The 16,528-nt window shown below is 57.2% G+C and carries 16 protein-coding genes and 1 pseudogene; 8 read left to right on the forward strand and 9 right to left on the reverse strand.

Going from position 1 to position 16,528, the window contains the following annotated elements:
* Positions 1 to 537: 537 nt before the first annotated feature.
* Positions 538 to 1,581: a pyridoxal-phosphate dependent enzyme gene (locus AC2FIZ_RS04015; protein ID WP_281994707.1), complete on the reverse strand. Its 1,044-nt coding sequence runs from the start codon at positions 1,579 to 1,581 to the stop codon at positions 538 to 540.
* A gap of 154 nt (positions 1,582 to 1,735) precedes the next feature.
* Between AC2FIZ_RS04015 and AC2FIZ_RS04020 the strand changes: the two genes are divergently transcribed.
* The 3 genes and pseudogenes from AC2FIZ_RS04020 to argE all read left to right on the forward strand — a co-directional run bounded on the left by AC2FIZ_RS04020 (position 1,736) and on the right by argE (position 3,336).
* Positions 1,736 to 1,867: a hypothetical protein gene (locus AC2FIZ_RS04020; RefSeq protein ID WP_425595910.1), complete on the forward strand. Its 132-nt coding sequence runs from the start codon at positions 1,736 to 1,738 to the stop codon at positions 1,865 to 1,867.
* Positions 1,868 to 1,936: 69 nt separating this feature from the next.
* Positions 1,937 to 2,182, forward strand: a pseudogene (locus AC2FIZ_RS04025) (ectoine hydrolase DoeA); the annotation flags it as partial.
* On the forward strand, positions 2,179 to 3,336 hold the full coding sequence (gene argE, locus AC2FIZ_RS04030; RefSeq protein WP_496790624.1) for an acetylornithine deacetylase: 1,158 nt from the start codon (positions 2,179 to 2,181) through the stop codon (positions 3,334 to 3,336). The pseudogene AC2FIZ_RS04025 and the gene argE, both read left to right, overlap by 4 nt.
* On the opposite strand, the gene AC2FIZ_RS04035 is transcribed toward argE, so the two are convergent.
* Genes AC2FIZ_RS04035 through AC2FIZ_RS04060 form a run of 6 tightly spaced genes read right to left on the reverse strand, consistent with a single transcriptional unit; the run spans position 3,333 to position 9,021 of the window.
* Positions 3,333 to 4,199 carry an urea carboxylase-associated family protein gene (locus AC2FIZ_RS04035; RefSeq protein WP_281972195.1) on the reverse strand — a complete coding sequence of 289 codons (867 nt, stop codon included), beginning with the start codon at positions 4,197 to 4,199 and terminating at the stop codon, positions 3,333 to 3,335. The two genes, argE and AC2FIZ_RS04035, sit on opposite strands and share 4 nt — an antisense overlap.
* A gap of 32 nt (positions 4,200 to 4,231) precedes the next feature.
* Positions 4,232 to 5,710: an aldehyde dehydrogenase gene (locus AC2FIZ_RS04040; RefSeq protein WP_281972196.1), complete on the reverse strand. Its 1,479-nt coding sequence runs from the start codon at positions 5,708 to 5,710 to the stop codon at positions 4,232 to 4,234.
* An 8-nt stretch (positions 5,711 to 5,718) separates the two neighbouring features.
* Positions 5,719 to 6,753: an LLM class flavin-dependent oxidoreductase gene (locus tag AC2FIZ_RS04045; protein ID WP_271946767.1), complete on the reverse strand. Its 1,035-nt coding sequence runs from the start codon at positions 6,751 to 6,753 to the stop codon at positions 5,719 to 5,721.
* Between the two features lie 12 nt (positions 6,754 to 6,765).
* Complete coding sequence (locus AC2FIZ_RS04050; protein WP_271946765.1) at positions 6,766 to 7,674, reverse strand: flavin reductase family protein; 909 nt, start codon at positions 7,672 to 7,674, stop codon at positions 6,766 to 6,768.
* Positions 7,671 to 8,450, reverse strand: a complete 780-nt coding sequence (locus AC2FIZ_RS04055; protein ID WP_271946763.1) for an alpha/beta fold hydrolase — start codon at positions 8,448 to 8,450, stop codon at positions 7,671 to 7,673. Before AC2FIZ_RS04055 ends, AC2FIZ_RS04050 begins: the two co-directional genes overlap by 4 nt.
* Positions 8,422 to 9,021 (reverse strand): amino acid synthesis family protein, encoded by a 600-nt coding sequence (locus AC2FIZ_RS04060; protein ID WP_142634190.1) that lies wholly within the window; start codon positions 9,019 to 9,021, stop codon positions 8,422 to 8,424. Before AC2FIZ_RS04060 ends, AC2FIZ_RS04055 begins: the two co-directional genes overlap by 29 nt.
* Positions 9,022 to 9,129: 108 nt before the next feature.
* On the opposite strand from AC2FIZ_RS04060, the gene AC2FIZ_RS04065 reads away from it, so the two are divergent.
* The 5 genes from AC2FIZ_RS04065 to AC2FIZ_RS04085 all read left to right on the forward strand — a co-directional run bounded on the left by AC2FIZ_RS04065 (position 9,130) and on the right by AC2FIZ_RS04085 (position 15,111).
* Complete coding sequence (locus AC2FIZ_RS04065) at positions 9,130 to 9,978, forward strand: LysR family transcriptional regulator (protein WP_496790626.1); 849 nt, start codon at positions 9,130 to 9,132, stop codon at positions 9,976 to 9,978.
* An 85-nt stretch (positions 9,979 to 10,063) separates the two neighbouring features.
* Positions 10,064 to 11,314, forward strand: a complete 1,251-nt coding sequence (locus AC2FIZ_RS04070; protein WP_496790627.1) for a sarcosine oxidase subunit beta family protein — start codon at positions 10,064 to 10,066, stop codon at positions 11,312 to 11,314.
* Positions 11,315 to 11,328: 14 nt separating this feature from the next.
* Complete coding sequence (locus tag AC2FIZ_RS04075) at positions 11,329 to 11,616, forward strand: sarcosine oxidase subunit delta (protein ID WP_496790628.1); 288 nt, start codon at positions 11,329 to 11,331, stop codon at positions 11,614 to 11,616.
* Positions 11,613 to 14,558 (forward strand): sarcosine oxidase subunit alpha family protein, encoded by a 2,946-nt coding sequence (locus AC2FIZ_RS04080; protein ID WP_496790629.1) that lies wholly within the window; start codon positions 11,613 to 11,615, stop codon positions 14,556 to 14,558. Before AC2FIZ_RS04075 ends, AC2FIZ_RS04080 begins: the two co-directional genes overlap by 4 nt.
* On the forward strand, positions 14,551 to 15,111 hold the full coding sequence (locus AC2FIZ_RS04085; RefSeq protein ID WP_496790631.1) for a sarcosine oxidase subunit gamma: 561 nt from the start codon (positions 14,551 to 14,553) through the stop codon (positions 15,109 to 15,111). The genes AC2FIZ_RS04080 and AC2FIZ_RS04085 overlap by 8 nt, the downstream gene beginning before the upstream one ends.
* A 7-nt stretch (positions 15,112 to 15,118) precedes the next feature.
* On the opposite strand, the gene AC2FIZ_RS04090 is transcribed toward AC2FIZ_RS04085, so the two are convergent.
* Positions 15,119 to 16,123, reverse strand: coding sequence for a GlxA family transcriptional regulator (locus AC2FIZ_RS04090; protein ID WP_496693249.1), 1,005 nt, complete (start codon positions 16,121 to 16,123; stop codon positions 15,119 to 15,121).
* 43 nt (positions 16,124 to 16,166) lie between these two features.
* Positions 16,167 to 16,415: a hypothetical protein gene (locus AC2FIZ_RS04095; protein ID WP_142634203.1), complete on the reverse strand. Its 249-nt coding sequence runs from the start codon at positions 16,413 to 16,415 to the stop codon at positions 16,167 to 16,169.
* Between the last annotated feature and the right edge of the window lie 113 nt (positions 16,416 to 16,528).

Genomic DNA, 16,528 nt, shown 5'->3' on the forward strand with positions numbered 1-16,528 from the left:
TTCATCCGGATCTCAAAGACCAGTCCACCCTATTTAAGGACATGGGGGACCAACCACGCAACCATAAATGTGACAGCTAGGCGACAAAGAATCCTGTAATTCACTTCAGCTCAACTGATATTTCGATATCTCGTCCGCAACGCAAGGCCTTGAATGGCGTAATTAACTTGCTTCATTCGCTTCTATTTAACTTCCCAATCAACAACATAAATCTAATTATTTAAATGAGTTATAATTGCTATTTAAACCGCCGCATCTCCCAGCCCAGACCTCGACATCGATACTGAGTTGCTGAGAGATTCGCATGTCGAAATTCCTTGACCGATTGGAAAACGCCAAAATTATCTGGTGCAATCCAATCTAGAAACCGCGCTTTGGGGGGCTATTAATCTCATTTTGATAGGGCAGAGGTACGGATTTGCGAACCCCGCGTTTTCAGGCGCAATCGGATTCTGCCTTTGGGGGCAGTTGCACCCTCTTAACTTGCCGCTTCCTGCGCTTATTCCAGGGCAGGATTCAGATGCTTCTTGGCCTTCTTCAATCCGGTACTTCGGATAAAATGCACAGAACTTGGGCATCGCTTCCAATGTTCAGGGCCTCGCAGACATCTGCATTCATCGCTGCTGCGACGCCCGCCCCGCCCGAAGCAGTTGTCGCCAACCCAGCCTCTGCCATGGCCGGTAAATACCGCACCACGTCGTCATCCGAGAGCGTCAGAAAACAGTCTGCATCCCGCGCCAGACCATTCAGCGCGATCAGCGATGGTTCTTTACAGTCCAGCCGCCCCATGATGCTGTCAGGCCCATCCGCAAAGACGCAGGTACCTGCTTCGATACTGGCTTGCAACGCAGGGGCCGCTTCGGGTTCCACGACAATGATTTTGGGTCCATCACCCCAGGCATGGCGCGCATAAGCTGCAACCGACCCTGCTAGCCCACCTACCCCGGCCTGCAAAATGATATGCGTGGGCGCATTTGGGCATTGGCGCACCGCTTCTGCAGCCATCTGCAGATATCCCTCCATCAGGGTGTGCGGCAGCTCGTAATACCCGTCCCACGAACTGTCAGATAGCAATGTCCAACCGTTATCCTGCGCCGCTTTGCCAGCAGCCTCCATACTGGCGGCATAATCCGTACCTTGACGAACGACCCTGGCTTTTTGCGCACGAAGGCGTTCCGCGAAACTTTCAGGTACGGTTTCGGCGATATAGACCACTGCATCAGCCCCAAATATCCGTGCACCTGCTGCTACACTCATCCCGTGGTTACCCGCGCTAGCGGTGACATAGGTTTTCCCGCGTAAAGTAGACTCATCCGGTGTCTGCGCCAGATCAGCAGCGTGACGGGCGATGACATAGGCAGCCCCCAAAGCCTTGAATGACCCGAGGTTCATACGCCCACGCTCATCTTTGACCCATAGATCGGCGACATTGGCCAAATCCTTGGCTTCTACCAGATTGGTTTCCGCTGCTGCAGGGCATACTGTTAACAAATCAGCTACGCGAGCCGCGTTTATCGAAGGAAATGGAGCATCAGGAATCAATTTTTCCTTGCCGCGGTGTGGGTTTGAACTGAGTTTCAACAGTATTTCCTTCCTGAGTTGTCCATTGACGTGATCGGATTCGTAAAGTTCTGTCAACACGTCTCTAATCACGACACGAGGATCCGATGAGCCAAGTGAATCCGGCATTCACTCGGGGGGAATATGACCGTCGTCTGTCCAATCACGAAAAGCCGTGGCCAAGGCCGGGCTGGACGCGCTGTTCTTCGAAGATCCTTCGAACATGACGTGGCTAACCGGAAACGAGGGGTGGTCGTTCTACGTCCATCAGGGCGTTTCGGTCTTTCATGACGCAGACCCGATCTAGTGGGGACGCAATCAGGATACAAATGGGAACGACGTACAGTGTGGATGCCTGATTGTCAGATACGTCCACATTGAAAGCCGCGCGTGCTGTGGCTATCCAGTAGGTCTGAGCTATCTCCCGGACTGGGGTGAGCGCACGATATCTCTGTGTCCCGAGGATGAGACAATCCAGGAACCTGGCAAGACGTTTCACTTTATGCCTGGCCTCTGGTTGAATGACTGGGGGTTAGAGATCACCGAGTCGATCCTGATCACCGATACCGGTCCTGCCGAATGTTTCTGTAACCGCCCAAGAAAGCTGTTTGTAAAGCCATGACCCTGCAAAGAACCCAAGATATCCTCGCCGATCTGATCGCGTTTGAAACGGTATCTGCAGACAGCAATCTTAAGATCATCAGCTATCTAAGGGACAGGTTGCAGGCCTTGGGTGCACGCTGCATCGAAACCCGGGATGATACTGGCACCAAGGCCAATGTATTTGCTTCCATGGGCCCAGACATTCCCGGCGGCATCTTGTTATCCGGCCACACGGATGTGGTTCCCGTCGCGGATCAGAACTGGACATCAGACCCGTTTTTGATGACCGAGAAAGATGGCAGACTTTACGGACGTGGCACCTGTGACATGAAGGGCTTCATCGCCGCCGCACTTGCACTTGCCGAAACGCTGGATGCCAGAAAACTGACCCAACCGCTGCACTTTGCCTTCACCTATGATGAAGAAACCGGATGTTTGGGCGCGCAGAACATGGTGAACGATCTTTCCGAACGAGGAATAGTGCCGGATATCGCAATAATCGGAGAGCCCACCGAAATGTGCCTGATCGAAGGGCATAAGGGGTGCTATGAATACACGACACGATTTGTCGGGCTCGAAGGACACAGCTCGGCCCCGGATGATGGGGTTAATGCGGCGGAATACGCGGCACGCTATGTAGGAAAACTTCTGGAACTGCGTCAGATATTGAAATCCCGCGCGCCAACAAACAGCCCCTTCGAGCCACCCTGGACCACTATAAACGTGGGGTTCTTCAATAGCGGCGTCGCCCATAACGTCATTGCCAGCAAAGCCGATGTCGGCTGGGAAATGCGCCCGGTTCAGGCCAGCGATGCGGATTTCGTCAAGCAAACCCTGTCTGACTATGTGACCCAAGGCCTGCTACCCGAAATGCAGGCCGTCCATAGTGAAGCCAGCATCACGCAGGATATCACGGCCGAGGTTGCAGGTCTTGAGCCGATGGAAGAAAACGCCGCCCGCAAACTGGTTGCCGAGCTGACTGGGGCGAACGGAACAGGTGTTGTGTCATTCGCCACTGAAGCTGGCCTGTTTCAGCAGCTTGGCACCCATGCGATTGTCTGCGGTCCCGGCTCGATCACACAGGCCCATAAAGCAGATGAGTACGTCGAGATCGAACAGCTCGACCTATGCTGTCAGATGCTGGACCGGCTTGGGCAACGCCTGACCTCTTAACCTGCCCCATGGGTGCGATCATAAGCAGATCGCTTGGGCTGAATATGCGCGTTTCGGATGTCTTCACCGGGGTCATAGACTTCCATAACCAATGGATAACAAGCGGCTGCGTCCGAGGAATGCTCGGACGAGCAATCGCCCCCGGGACAAGCTGAAAGGCCGACGATCAGGTCAATCTCGGCGTAGAATTCCAGATAATCACCCGGACGCACCGGGCTTGCCTTCATGAAGTATTGGCCTGTGTCCTGCGTAAATCCGGTGCACATGAAGACGTTCAACACGTCGTGGACGTGCATTTCGGCCTCATGCAGCGGCAGGCCACAATGGCTGGCCAAAGCGCGTGTCAAGTTGGAATGGCAGCAATAATGGTAGTCATCGCCAGACAGCAATCGCCCGGTATAGGGGTCACAGCGGGTCCCGATCACGTCATGCACGGATCCGCCGTATGAATCGAACCCATACCAATCCAGAGTATCCGTGACGATGGTCGCCATGGGTCGCATATTTGGAAAACTTGACCACATCCGATCCCCGGTCGACAGATGCGTGCCATGCAGCGCGCGGGTTTTGCCGGAATAGAACCGTTCGGTCAGGTCGTGCTTGTTCCACATGTTCAGATCACCGACCTGCGCGCCATCGACCGACACCACCCGAATAAAGGCCCCCGCGGGCACTTCAATACAGGCTGCATCACGCGGGGCTGCTATGACTTCGGCGGTTTTCACCGCATGCTGCCTCAGGTCGGTCAACGCAACCAGATCAGGTTGCGGCATCGTTTCGGGCGGATAGCAAATGACCGGAGGGAACTCCTTCCGGTCATTTGCGTCTGCCGGAGGTTTAAAATTCGGATGTTTCAACTTCATGACCGCGCTCCGATATCTGTCTGACAACAGACCTAGCGCATCACAAACGGGTTCGCCATCGGCTCTTGCGAGGTGCTGATCCAGATGGTCTTGGTCCGGGTGTAATCGAGGATGGCTTCAACCCCGGCTTCACGACCATACCCTGATTGATTGAACCCGCCAAACGGCGCGATAGGAGAGATCGCGCGATAGGTATTAACCCAACAAATCCCGGACTTGATCCGCTTGGACACCCGATGCGCCCGCGCCAGGTTCTGCGTAAACACACCTGAACCCAGCCCAAAGACTGTGCTGTTGGCTAACGCGATGGCCTCTTCTTCGGTATCGAATGGCAGCAGAGACATGACCGGGCCAAACATCTCAACTTTCAACGTCTCGGTCTCGGGCGATATGCACTCGACCAGGGTTGGGTTCATGTAATTGCCGGGCCGATCCGCAGGTTGCCCTCCGAAATGGACCACGGCCCCCTGCTCCGCTGACTTGGCCAGGGTCTCTTCGATCTTGTTCACTTGCGCCATGGTACATAGCGGTCCGACATGGGTACCGGCCTCCAGCGGGTCACCCAGAACGATTGCACCCGCCTTTTCTTTGATGCGGCCGATCAGATCTTGCAGAACGGATCGCTGCACCAGCCCGCGCGTGCCCGCAACGCAACTTTGCCCCGACGCGCCAAAGTTTCCAGCGATCAGGCCATTTGCGGCCCCATCCAGATCCGCGTCTTCAAAAACAAGTATCGGCGATTTGCCACCAAGCTCCAGCGAGGTGACGGCGAAGTTTTCGGCGGAATTCCTGACCACATGGCGCGCTGTCTCGGGGCCACCGGTAAAGGCGATGCGATCCAGATCGGGATGGCGGGTTAGTGGAATTGCACAGTTTTCCGCATCCCCGGTGATGACCGAGACAACGCCCGCGGGGAATCCTGCCTGTTCAATCAAACGCGCGAATTCCAGCATCGGGGCGGGTGCGATTTCGGACGCCTTCAGCACGACGGTACACCCAGCCGCAAGCGCCGGGCCCAACTTGGTCGCTGTCAGGAACATTTGTGCATTCCAGGGCACAATAGCCGCGACAACACCAATGGGTTCGCGCGTGGTAAACACATGCATATCCGGCTTGTCGATGGGCAGAACCGTCCCTTCAACCTTATCCGCAAGCCCTGCGAAATAGCGGTAATAATCCGCGACATACCCAGTTTGCGCCGAGGTTTCTGCCAGCAGTTTGCCGCTGTCTGTTGTCTCAAATTCTCCAAGCCGTGCAGCGTTTTCGGCAACCAGGTCGGCCAGGCGATAAAGAAGCTTGCCGCGCGCTGTGGCCGTCATGTCGCGCCATTGCGGATCATCAAGCGCACGTTTGGCGGCGGCGACTGCCCTGTCGACATCCTCAGGTGCCGCACAGGAAAACGTAGCCCACCCCTGCCCAGTTGCGGGATTTGCAGATGTCATAACCTGAGACGTCGCCCCCTCAGACCAGGCGCCATCAATGAAAAGCTGAAAATGCGGTAGATTTCCCATAGTGTTCCTCACTGAAAGGCTGGCATGACATCGTCGATGAACCGCGCCAAAGAGGCACGTTTTCGCTCGTTCGTCATCCCGCTGTCGACCCAGAACGAAAACTCATCATAGCCCAAATCTTCATAACGTTTGATCCGGTCGATAACCTGCTGCGCTGTACCAACCGTCAGGTCGCGCGTCAGCTTATCATTTGTGTACATCTGATTGGCATCCATCTCGTCCTGGGTGATCCGTTGGATCAACCCTTGCTCGACCGGGCGTTTATTCATGAACCAGGCACCGAAATAGTTGTAATACCGGCGCAATTCCTGAACGCCTTGTGCAACATCGTCTGCGTCTTTGCCGACATATGTGTGATGCAACAGCATGATTTTGGGGCGCGGTCCGGTATGGCTGTCGCAGGCTGCATTGAAGCGGTCCATCAGCGTTTCAATCTCTTCCATGCCCTGCCACAGGGGGGTGACCTGGATGTTAAACCCGTTGTGGACACCGAATTCATGACTATTGGGGTCCCGCGCTGCGATCCAGATCGGCGGACCGTTTTTCTGAAACGGTTTCGGCGCAGATGTGGTTGCCGGAAAGGAATAAAACTCACCCTCATGCGCACAATCGCCCTGCCAGATTCGCGGAAGCAAAGGGGTTGTTTCCCGCATCCGTTGGCCCGCTTCCCAAGCATCCATCCCCGGCATCAGGCGCTCATACTCATAAGAATATGCGCCGCGTGCGATCCCCAGCTCGATCCGGCCTTTGGTAATCTGATCTGCCGCGGCGGCCTCTCCGGCCAATTTGATCGGATGCCAGAACGGGGCGACTACCGTACCCGTCCCCAGCCGTACATTCCGGGTGTGATGAGCCAGATCGACTAGCGAGATAAAGGGATTGGGCGCGATGGTGAACTCCATCCCGTGATGCTCGCCAGTCCAGACGGCGCGCATCCCGCCCTCGTCCGCCATTTTCACAAGGCTGACGAATTCGTCATACAGAACGTCATGCGGCTGATCTGGCGACAAACGTTCCATATGGGCAAACAGGGAAAATTCCATTGACCTGCTCCTTTATCGTAAGCTGTGAATGTCGCCCTGAGAGGCGTCACCTAGGTAGAGAGAGAAATCCCCCTCTTTGGCTTCCATCGCATAGCGGGTCATCATGTGGCGGACACCACCGGACACGTATTTTAGGTTCGGAAGGTCATCCGTTCTGATCCATTCGGCGCCCTCAAGCGGCGTTGGTCGGGAACAGCTGGCCAGAAAATAGGTGTAATGCTGCTTTGTTTCCGCATCGTCGAATGAGGAATAGACCTGTTCGACCTCGACCTTCAGTCCACGTTCGGACAGGCCCTGGGTCAACCGGTTTCGCTGCCCGCCGCGTTCAACCCCGGCGATTTGAATGGGACGATAGGCACCGTTGCTCTGCTCCAGCAAAACACTGTCATCTTTGCGGATGATCGCGCCGCAGATCGTCGGTACCATGGCGTCGATTTCACGTTCGAGCCCCAGGCTGAAATACGACCCTCCGACATATCCAAGACCCTGCCCGACCGAGTGCGAGAACTCTGCCACCTCACCGATCAATAAGGTATGATCACCGGCGGGAAGGACCTGATGGGTCTTGCAGCAAAACTGCGCCAGCGCCCCGTCGATTAGGGGTAGATCAAAAAGGCCATTGCTGTGCGCGACCTTTGCAAACCGGTCCCCTTTATACCCAGCGAAAGTGTTCGATATCTCTTGCTGTCCATCTGCAAGCACATTCACCGCAAACCGGGTGCAATTGGCGAAAATTTCGTGGCTGGACAGAAACTTCCCCGGACACACCAGCAGCAATGGCGGGTCAAGTGACACAGACGAAAACGAGTTTGCGGTGAACCCGACCGGCGCACCGTGCTCGTCCCGTGCCGTCACCACTGTCACCCCGGTCATAAAGCTGCCAAAGGCGTCACGCAAAGCTCGGGGGTCCATACTTGTCATGGCTGGCACCCCCCCACAAATTCCAACAGCTGTGCGTTTACTTCGGCGGGATGAGTCATCGGCAACATATGTGCGGCACCTGCGATGATTGACGCTTGTCCCGAGGGAACCAAACGCGCCATGTCCCGAGACATTTCAGGCGTCGAATTCGGCTCATCCGCGCCGGTCATGAACAAGGCGGGACAAGCGATACGGGCCAGTTCATCATCGGAAGGACCGTCCGTTTCGGCAAAAGCGGTATACGCGGATTTGTAGGCCGCCGGATCAACCTCAGTTAGCCAGCGCCTGCAGGCCTGTCGCTCGGCGGACGAGGCTTCGCCAAACCAACGTTGCAACGTGACCGTGGGATCATTTGGCCCCGATACCTCCAAGGCCGAGGCACGTGCGACGACGGCCTTGTGCGCGGCAACCGGACGCCGATGGATCGCATTCAATGCCGCAACGCCAAGAACGCTATCTGGCACATCCGCCGCCAGTCGGAGCGCTATCAGGGCGCCCATTGAATGGCCGATCAAGACAGCGGGCTCTGTCAGCACGGACGCCGTGCGGTGCACGTAGGCCTCCAAGCCAGTCGGATGATCAAAGCTCGACTGACCATGTCCTGGCATATCCGGGCACAACACACGATACCCCGCGGCGACCAGGGCGTCGATCTGCGCGCCCCACGCCTCGGCCCGCAGGCCAACCCCGTGCAGCAGAATAACCAGCGGCCCTTGGCCCTGATCAATCACCGCCAGGGTGCTGAGTTCAGACCGAGGCCGGGTTGTCCACGTCATGGCCCAAATCCTTGAGGTCCTGATAACGGTCGCCGATCCGATGATGGGGACGGCCCGAGGTTGCGCCACCCAGCACGACCACAATTTCATCCGCGCGCGGTGCGTCGGGGATTGCAAACTGCAGCGTCAGATAATGCGATCTACGCCCGGCATCATTCTTGTCCATCATGGGCACCATGATCGGAGTGTTCGCCGGACCGCGGGTATTGGTGAAGGACAGATAGGACTTGGCCCCAACCGCTTGACGATAGTAATTCCCGAAATGCAGCGTGTGGATCAGGCCCGAGGCATGTTCGACCTCGCCATCCAGCCCAACAACCGCCGCTTTGCCATAGGCTTCGATCACCTCGCCGCCGCCTGCAAGCGTGACCATCCGGTCAGTCAACATTTGCCCCAGCACAGGTCCATAGGCCAGAATTTCCGGCCTCAGATCCTCGACATACCGGCCAGCCCAGGGGTTCGACACAACCGCCGCTACGGCAAACATGCGCCACGGGCGTTCCGCTGCCCGAAATCCTTCAACCAGAACCTCTTCGTCGAAAGTCACTATTTTTCTGATATTTGGCTGCACTGCCGTCTCCCCAAATCTGCTTGAGGAAATATCACCGTTAGAAACATCTTTTGACAAACGAAAGAACTTGAGCCTTAGGTATTAATAGCACTAATAGGTCGGTTACCGATGGCAAAAACACTCCCTCCTCTAACGTGGTTTCGGTCGTTCGAAGCGGCCGCGCGGCGGCTCAGTTCGACCGCGGCGGCAGATGAGATCGGGTTGACGCAATCCGCAGTCAGCCAACAAATCAAAGCCTTGGAAACCCGTCTGGGCGTCGTTCTGTTCCACCGCCACGCGCGCGGTCTTTCTTTGACGGATGAAGGGCGGAAGCTGCTGCCACAAGTCGAGGCAGCCTTGGATATGTTGCACTCCGCAGCCTCACCCTATTTGGCCGAAGAAAAAGCTCGCCATATCACGGTGGCAGCCTCTATCAGCATCATCGAATGGGTCATCTCGCCGGCATTACCCGAATTTCAGGCCCAGCACCCGGAAACCTCACTCCGATTTGTCAGCACGATCTGGCCTGACGAATACGCAGCATCGCGCGCCGATATTGAGGTACGCTTTGGTTCAGAAAAACAAGTCGGGAAAAATGCGAAACCGTTGAATCCCAATCGCCTTGTCCCGGTGGTGTCGCCGAATCTAAGCGGCAATTGGCTTGAACTGCCCCTAATCGAATCCGTTGGCACATCGGACAGTTGGGCGTCATGGGGTGAAATCACCGGCCAGAAACTGCGCAAGCCATCATATTTTGTGGATTCCTATGGCCTCGCCCTGCAACTTGCCGTTTCAGGCAGCGGTGTTGCGCTGGTGAATTCTATCATCGCAGAGCAAGCCCTGAAATCGGGCAAAGTCCGCCTTGCCAGCAGAGATTCCGCACCCGCCTGTGAGGGCTATTTTTTATCCGTCCTTCGCAACTCAGCCGAGGTATCGGATTTCACCGATTGGTTTTCCGGCCTTATTTCTTGTGCCTGAGGGTCTGATTCAGACACACCTATGTCGCATATGGGGATATCGCCGCGCCAGAAAATAATGAAGTTTGGAAGAAAAGGTCCGATTCATGAGATATTCCGGCTTTCGAGTTATCAAAGAGGCGCTAACCGGCCACAAAGGGTGGAAGCCGGTCTGGCGTGAACCTGAACCTAAGGCCCATTACGACATCATCGTAATCGGCGGCGGCGGGCATGGTCTGGCAACCGCGCATTACCTTTCCAAAATCTACGGCCAACGAAATGTTGCCGTAATCGAGAAAGGCTGGATCGGTGGCGGAAATGTGGGCCGAAACACCACGATCATTCGCTCGAACTACCTGCTGGATGGGAATGAGCCGTTCTATGAGTTCTCGCTGAAGCTGTGGGAAGCGCTCGAGCAGGACCTAAACTATAACGCAATGGTCAGTCAGCGCGGTATCGTCAATCTGTTCCATACAGACGGTCAGCGTGACGCCTATACGCGACGTGGCAATGCGATGATCCTGAACGGGGCCGATGCCGAATTGCTGGACGCAGATCAGGTGCGGCGCGAACACCCTTATCTGAATTTCGACGACGTTCGCTTTCCGATCAAGGGCGGCCTTGTTCAACGGCGCGGCGGTACCGTGCGCCATGATGCAGTGGCCTGGGGCTATGCCCGGTCAGCCGACCTGCATGGCGTCGATATTATCCAGAACTGTGAAGTTACCGGGCTGCGGATCGAAGATGGCAAATGTCTTGGGGTCGAAACAACCAAAGGCTTTATCGGCGCGACCAAGGTTGGGTGCGCAGTTGCGGGCAGTTCGGGGCGCGTTATGGGGATGGCCGGACTGCGCCTGCCTATCGAAAGCCACGTTCTGCAAGCCTTTGTATCTGAGGGGCTAAAGCCTGTCCTGCCCAGTGTCATCACCTATGGCGCGGGGCATTTTTATGTCAGTCAGTCCGACAAGGGCGGGCTGGTGTTCGGTGGCGATCTTGACGGCTATAACACCTATGCCCAACGCGGCAACTTGCCCGTGGTCGAGGATGTTTGCGAAGGTGGCATGGCATTGATGCCGATGATCGGACGCGCCAGGTTGCTGCGGATGTGGGGCGGCGTGATGGATATGTCGATGGATGGCTCACCGATCATTGACCAAACGCCGGTCGAGGGCCTCTATTTCAACGGGGGCTGGTGCTATGGCGGGTTCAAGGCCACTCCGGCTTCGGGCTATTGCTTTGCGCATCTGCTTGCAAAAGACGAACCGCACCCTGTCGCAACGGCCTATCGGTTGGACCGGTTCCGCACCGGCCGGATGATCGACGAAAAAGGCGCGGGCAATCAGCCCAACCTGCATTAAAGGGGACACCAGACATGATAATCAACCACCCCCTTCTTGGGCCTCGTGATGCATCAGAATTCACCTATCTGGGTGACGCCGCGCTGATTGATCGCCCCGATTGGCAGGCGGAAAATGCCGTCGAGGCCTTTCACGACTATGCCTATCTGCGCGACAACCCGGCAGGCGAACACCGAGAGCTTTGGTACCACGAAACAGGTGACCGATCCTGGCTGGTCGTCACGCGCAACACGCTCACCCACGAGATTTCAAATGTGGAACTGGCCCGCGATGTGGCCCGCGAACGGGGGCGCTCCAAATGACGCAGGTGAACCGGCTGAACGGCGGACAGATTGACCGCAACACCACGCTGAACTTCCGCTTTGACGGGCGCAGCTATACTGCGCATCCCGGCGACACGCTGGCCTCGGCCCTGTTGGCCAATGATGTGCGTCTGATCGGGCGGTCTTTCAAATACCACCGCCCGCGCGGGCTTCTGACCGCCGGATCCGAAGAGCCCAACGGCCTGGTCGAGCTGCGCAGCGGCGCCCACAAAGAGCCCAACACGCGCGCCACGGTGACCGAGATGTTCGAGGGGCTTGAGGCGCGATCACAGAACCGCTGGCCCAGCTTGAAATTCGACGCGCTGGCCGTGAATGACATGTTTTCCAACTTCCTGTCTGCGGGTTTTTACTACAAGACTTTCATGTGGCCTGCAGCCTTCTGGGAAAAGCTGTACGAGCCTACAATCCGTCGCGCAGCCGGGCTTGGATCGCTTTCGATGCAAGAGGACCCGGACGAATACGACAAGGGCTTTCGCCATTGCGATCTGCTGATCATTGGTGCCGGACCAGCCGGTCTTATGGCGGCTTTGACCGCGGGTCGTGCGGGCTCGGATGTCATTCTGGCGGATGAGGATTTCGCCCTGGGCGGTCGCCTGAACAGCGAAACACTCACCATAGACGATGCTGCGGCGTCTGACTGGGCGGCGCAGGCTGTGGCCGAGCTGTCCGCGCTTCCCAATGTGCGCCTGATGCCGCGCACCACGGTGATCGGCGCGTTTGACCACGGAATTTATGGCGCGGTCGAGCGTACGGGCGATCATCTGCCCAGCCTGCCCTCAGGCAAACCCCGGCAAATCCTCTGGCGTATCTATACCCAAAAGGCGCTGCTGTGCGCAGGCGCGACCGAGCGGCCAATCGCATTCGAGAACAATGATCGCCCCGGCATCATGACAGCCACCGCCCTGCGGACCTATGCCAACCGTTTCGGAGTGGCGGCCTCGCAGCGCGTCGCGGTCTTTACCAACAATGATGACGGCCACCGCACCGCAGCTGATCTGCACGCCAAAGGTGTCAAAATCACTGCGGTGATCGATGTGCGCAAAGACGCCCCCATCAGCCATGACTACGAAGTTCTGCAGGGTGCTCAGGTCACAAATACCAAAGGCCGACTGGGGCTGAGCTTTGTCGAAGTCGCCCTGCCCGATGGCTCAACCCGGACATTGGAATGCGGTGCCTTGGGCGTCTCGGGCGGTTGGAACCCCAACGTCCACATGACCTGCCACCAGCGCGGCCGCCCCGCATGGGATGAGACGCTGGCCGCCTTTGTTCCCGGCGCGGACCTGCCGGTAGGCATGTCCGTTGCCGGCGCGGCAAACGGCGATATGTCTACCTACGGTGCGTTGCGCTCTGGCGCCGAGGCCGCAATCGCCGCTTTGGACCTGACCAACGCCAAACCCGATCTGCCCGAAGCCGAGGACGCACCCATCGCGCAGACCCCATTCTGGTACGTTCAGGGCTGCAAACGCGCATGGCTGGACCAGCAGAACGATGTGACGGTCAAGGATGTCCGTCTCAGCTATCAGGAGGGCTTCCGTTCGGTCGAGCATCTGAAACGCTATACCACGCTGGGCATGGCCACGGACCAAGGCAAGACCTCGAATATCGGCGGGCTGGCGATTATGGCCGAGCTGGCCGGTAAGTCGATCCCCGAGACCGGTACCACCATCTTCCGCCCGCCCTATACCCCCGTCCCGATTGCTACTTTCGCAGGCCGGATGAAGGGCAAAGAGTTCCACCCTACCCGCTTGACGCCCTCACATCACTGGGCCGAAGAACGCGGCGCGGTGTTTGTCGAGGTTGGCAACTGGCTGCGCGCGCAGTGGTTCCCCCTGCCCGGCGAGACCCATTGGCGCGAGAGCGTGGACCGTGAAGTGCGTCAGACGCGTGCCTCGGTCGGGGTGTGCGACTGCACGACATTGGGCAAAATCGACGTGCAGGGTACCGATGCGGCAGCGTTCCTGAACCGGGTCTATGCCAATGGTTTCGCCAAGCTTGCGGTCGGCAAAACCCGCTATGGCCTGATGCTGCGCGAAGATGGCATGGCGATGGATGATGGCACAGCGGCAAGGCTGGCCGAGGATCATTTCGTCGTCACTACCACGACCGCAAATGCCGTAGTCGTCTATCGCCACATGGAATTCGTGCGCCAGTGCCTGTGCCCGGACATGGATGTGCAGCTGATATCCACCACAGAAGGATGGGCGCAATATGCAGTTGCCGGGCCCAATTCCCGTAAGCTGCTGCGAAAAATCATCGACCCGGAATTCGACATCTCGAATGAGGCCTTTCCCTTTATGGCCTGTGGAACCATCACCGTGTGCGGCGGCCTTCGGGCGCGGCTGTTCCGGATTTCCTTTTCAGGCGAGCTGGCATTCGAAATCGCGGTTCCCTCTCGCTATGGCGACGCATTGATGCGCAGGCTGATGGCCGAGGGCGAAGAGTTCGACGTTGTCCCATATGGCACCGAAGCACTGGGCGTCATGCGGGTCGAAAAAGGCCATGCTGCAGGCAGCGAGTTGAACGGCACCACAACCGCCCTGAACCTGGGAATGGGCCGCATGGTGTCCAAAAAGAAGGACAGCATCGGATCAACCCTGTCGGAACGCGAGGCACTGAACCAACCGGATGCACTGATGCTGGTGGGGATCAAACCGTTGGAGCCTGAAAACAAGGTAACCGCCGGTGGCCACCTGATGAAGAACGATGGCCCGGTCGATGCGGCCCATGATCAGGGCTATGTCACCTCAGCCGTCTACTCACCCATTCTGAACAGTAGCATTGGGCTGGGACTGTTGAAAAACGGCGGCGACAGGCTGGGCGAAAAAATGCGCCTTGTCTCTCCGCTGACGGACCTGACGGTCGAGGTGGAAATTGTCTCGGCCCATTTCGTTGACCCGGAAGGAGAACGTCTGCGTGGATAATCTGGTTGCGATAACCGCCCTCGGCGCGCCTGACCCTCGGGTAGACACGGTTGGGCCTGTCACCTGTTCCGAGATACCGGGCGTGGCGTTGGCATCAGTCGCGGCGCGGCTCGGTCAGGAAACAGCGGCCAAAGCCGCATTGAAGAAACTAATTGGCGCTGAGGCACCAAAGGTCCAGAGGTTTGAAGGAACCGCAATCACCGCCTTTTGGGCGGGGCCAGAGCAATGGATGGTTGAAGCACCGCATGACACGCACGAGGACCTTGCTACGCAAGTAAAATCTGCCATTGGGTCTGCGGCCTCTGTCACTGAACAGACCGATGCCTGGGTGCGTTTCGACCTGGCTGGTGCGAACATTCAAGCAGTGCTGGAGCTTTTGTGCCAGTTGGATCTGCGCATATTGACTATGGGAACGGCGGCGCGCAGCTCGATCCACCATATTGGCTGTTTCGTGCTGTGTCGTGATTCGGATCACTACAGCCTGTACGGTCCGCGCTCGTCCGCCAAATCTCTGCACCATGCGATCCTGACGGCGATGCGATCGGCGCTTTAGTCAGCGCCTAGACCGAGGGCAAAGGGGCGTTATCCTCAACCCGGAAACGGTTGATGCGGCGCCTGTCCTCGCTGGGGCTCAGGCCAAAAGCCGACCGGTAATGTGTCACCAAGGGCGCAACAGATCCATAGCCGACAGCGGCCGCGATCTGGGAAATGGGGTCTTTGGTATAAACCACCATCTGCCGCGCCGCTTTCATCCGCATGGCACGGTAATAATGGCTGGGGCTGTGTCCGGTTGCCTGTTTGAATGCCCGCTCGATCTGACGAGGTGTGACGCCCATTTGTTTCGCAACTTCAGCAATCGAGATCGCTTGACCTAAATTGGCGGCAAACATTTCAACGCTGCGTGAAACAAGCGGTGGAAGGCGGTCTCCCGTTTTCGGCGCTGTCGCATTGGGCACCTGCTGACGCACTGCCGCACCGCGCATCATCGGATGTTGAAACCAGCACGCAACCTCATGCGCAATGTCACCGCCCAAGCGATCGTGAACCAAATGCAGTGCCAGGTCGAACCCTGCCGCTGCACCGGCGGCGGTATAGCGCGTCACGGTGCGCACGATCACTTCGCTCCGGGCGTCCATATCGGGAAACTCGGCCTCAAATGCCGCCTCATAGCACCAGTGGACCGAGACCGGCTGACCTGCCATTGCACCGGATCGCACAAGAGGGAATACGCCACCGCTGATCCCGCCCAGAACTGTTCCGTGCCTCCCAAGACCACGCAGCAAGGCATTGCCGCTAACAGCGTTGTCAAAGACCGAAGACGGGCTGCTGAGCAGGAATAGAATGTCGATATTCCTGCAGTCCGCCAACGCGCGATCTGCTTCGAACCCAACCCCTGCGCTTGACTGAACCTTTTGACCACGTTCAGAAACCAGCGACCATCTAAACGCTTGATGACCTGCGATTTCATTGGCCGCCCGCAGGGGTTCGATCACCGATGTCAAACAAGCCATCGGAAAGCCATCAAACAGCAGAAAGCCGATATCGATTCTGTCCTGATCCGTCATAGATCCGTCCTAACAAGTTCCTGGCGGCAACCCTACACCAAGTTTATGCCCAACGGATCAGTCCAATAATGGCAGAGGTCGCATAGAACGCCTGCAACAGCAAAAACGTCCAGCGCCGATCAATCAATGCCCATGCGGCAAACAGCGCCGATGACACCAACAGTAGGGAGAATCCAAGAATCTCAGCGCCAATATTCGAAGCAATCAGCAAGGCATAAGCCATAGCCAGAACCGATCCGGTGATCTCAAACAGTGTTGTCAGGCGGCGGTTAGCTGTTCTGTCTTCCGTCATCAGTTACACTTTCCTTTGCCGAAAGAAGAAGACAGCGTCAGCGGACCAGATTTGCATGCCGACTGATGTTCGAAGTCTGTGATATCCTCCGGGTACAGATTGTTCATTTCGAA

The organism is Ruegeria sp. CDSB022, assembly GCF_059611145.1.

Excerpts from the sequence above, each read along its gene's own strand:
- argE (WP_496790624.1), top strand. The coding sequence starts at position 2,179 with ATGACCCTGCAAAGAACCCAAGATATCCTCGCCGATCTGATCGCGTTT.
- AC2FIZ_RS04035 (WP_281972195.1), bottom strand. The coding sequence starts at position 4,199 with ATGAAGTTGAAACATCCGAATTTTAAACCTCCGGCAGACGCAAATGAC.
- AC2FIZ_RS04040 (WP_281972196.1), bottom strand. The coding sequence starts at position 5,710 with ATGGGAAATCTACCGCATTTTCAGCTTTTCATTGATGGCGCCTGGTCT.
- AC2FIZ_RS04045 (WP_271946767.1), bottom strand. The coding sequence starts at position 6,753 with ATGGAATTTTCCCTGTTTGCCCATATGGAACGTTTGTCGCCAGATCAG.
- AC2FIZ_RS04050 (WP_271946765.1), bottom strand. The coding sequence starts at position 7,674 with ATGACAAGTATGGACCCCCGAGCTTTGCGTGACGCCTTTGGCAGCTTT.
- AC2FIZ_RS04055 (WP_271946763.1), bottom strand. The coding sequence starts at position 8,450 with ATGACGTGGACAACCCGGCCTCGGTCTGAACTCAGCACCCTGGCGGTG.
- AC2FIZ_RS04065 (WP_496790626.1), top strand. The coding sequence starts at position 9,130 with ATGGCAAAAACACTCCCTCCTCTAACGTGGTTTCGGTCGTTCGAAGCG.
- AC2FIZ_RS04070 (WP_496790627.1), top strand. The coding sequence starts at position 10,064 with ATGAGATATTCCGGCTTTCGAGTTATCAAAGAGGCGCTAACCGGCCAC.
- AC2FIZ_RS04075 (WP_496790628.1), top strand. The coding sequence starts at position 11,329 with ATGATAATCAACCACCCCCTTCTTGGGCCTCGTGATGCATCAGAATTC.
- AC2FIZ_RS04080 (WP_496790629.1), top strand. The coding sequence starts at position 11,613 with ATGACGCAGGTGAACCGGCTGAACGGCGGACAGATTGACCGCAACACC.
- AC2FIZ_RS04090 (WP_496693249.1), bottom strand. The coding sequence starts at position 16,123 with ATGACGGATCAGGACAGAATCGATATCGGCTTTCTGCTGTTTGATGGC.
- AC2FIZ_RS04095 (WP_142634203.1), bottom strand. The coding sequence starts at position 16,415 with ATGACGGAAGACAGAACAGCTAACCGCCGCCTGACAACACTGTTTGAG.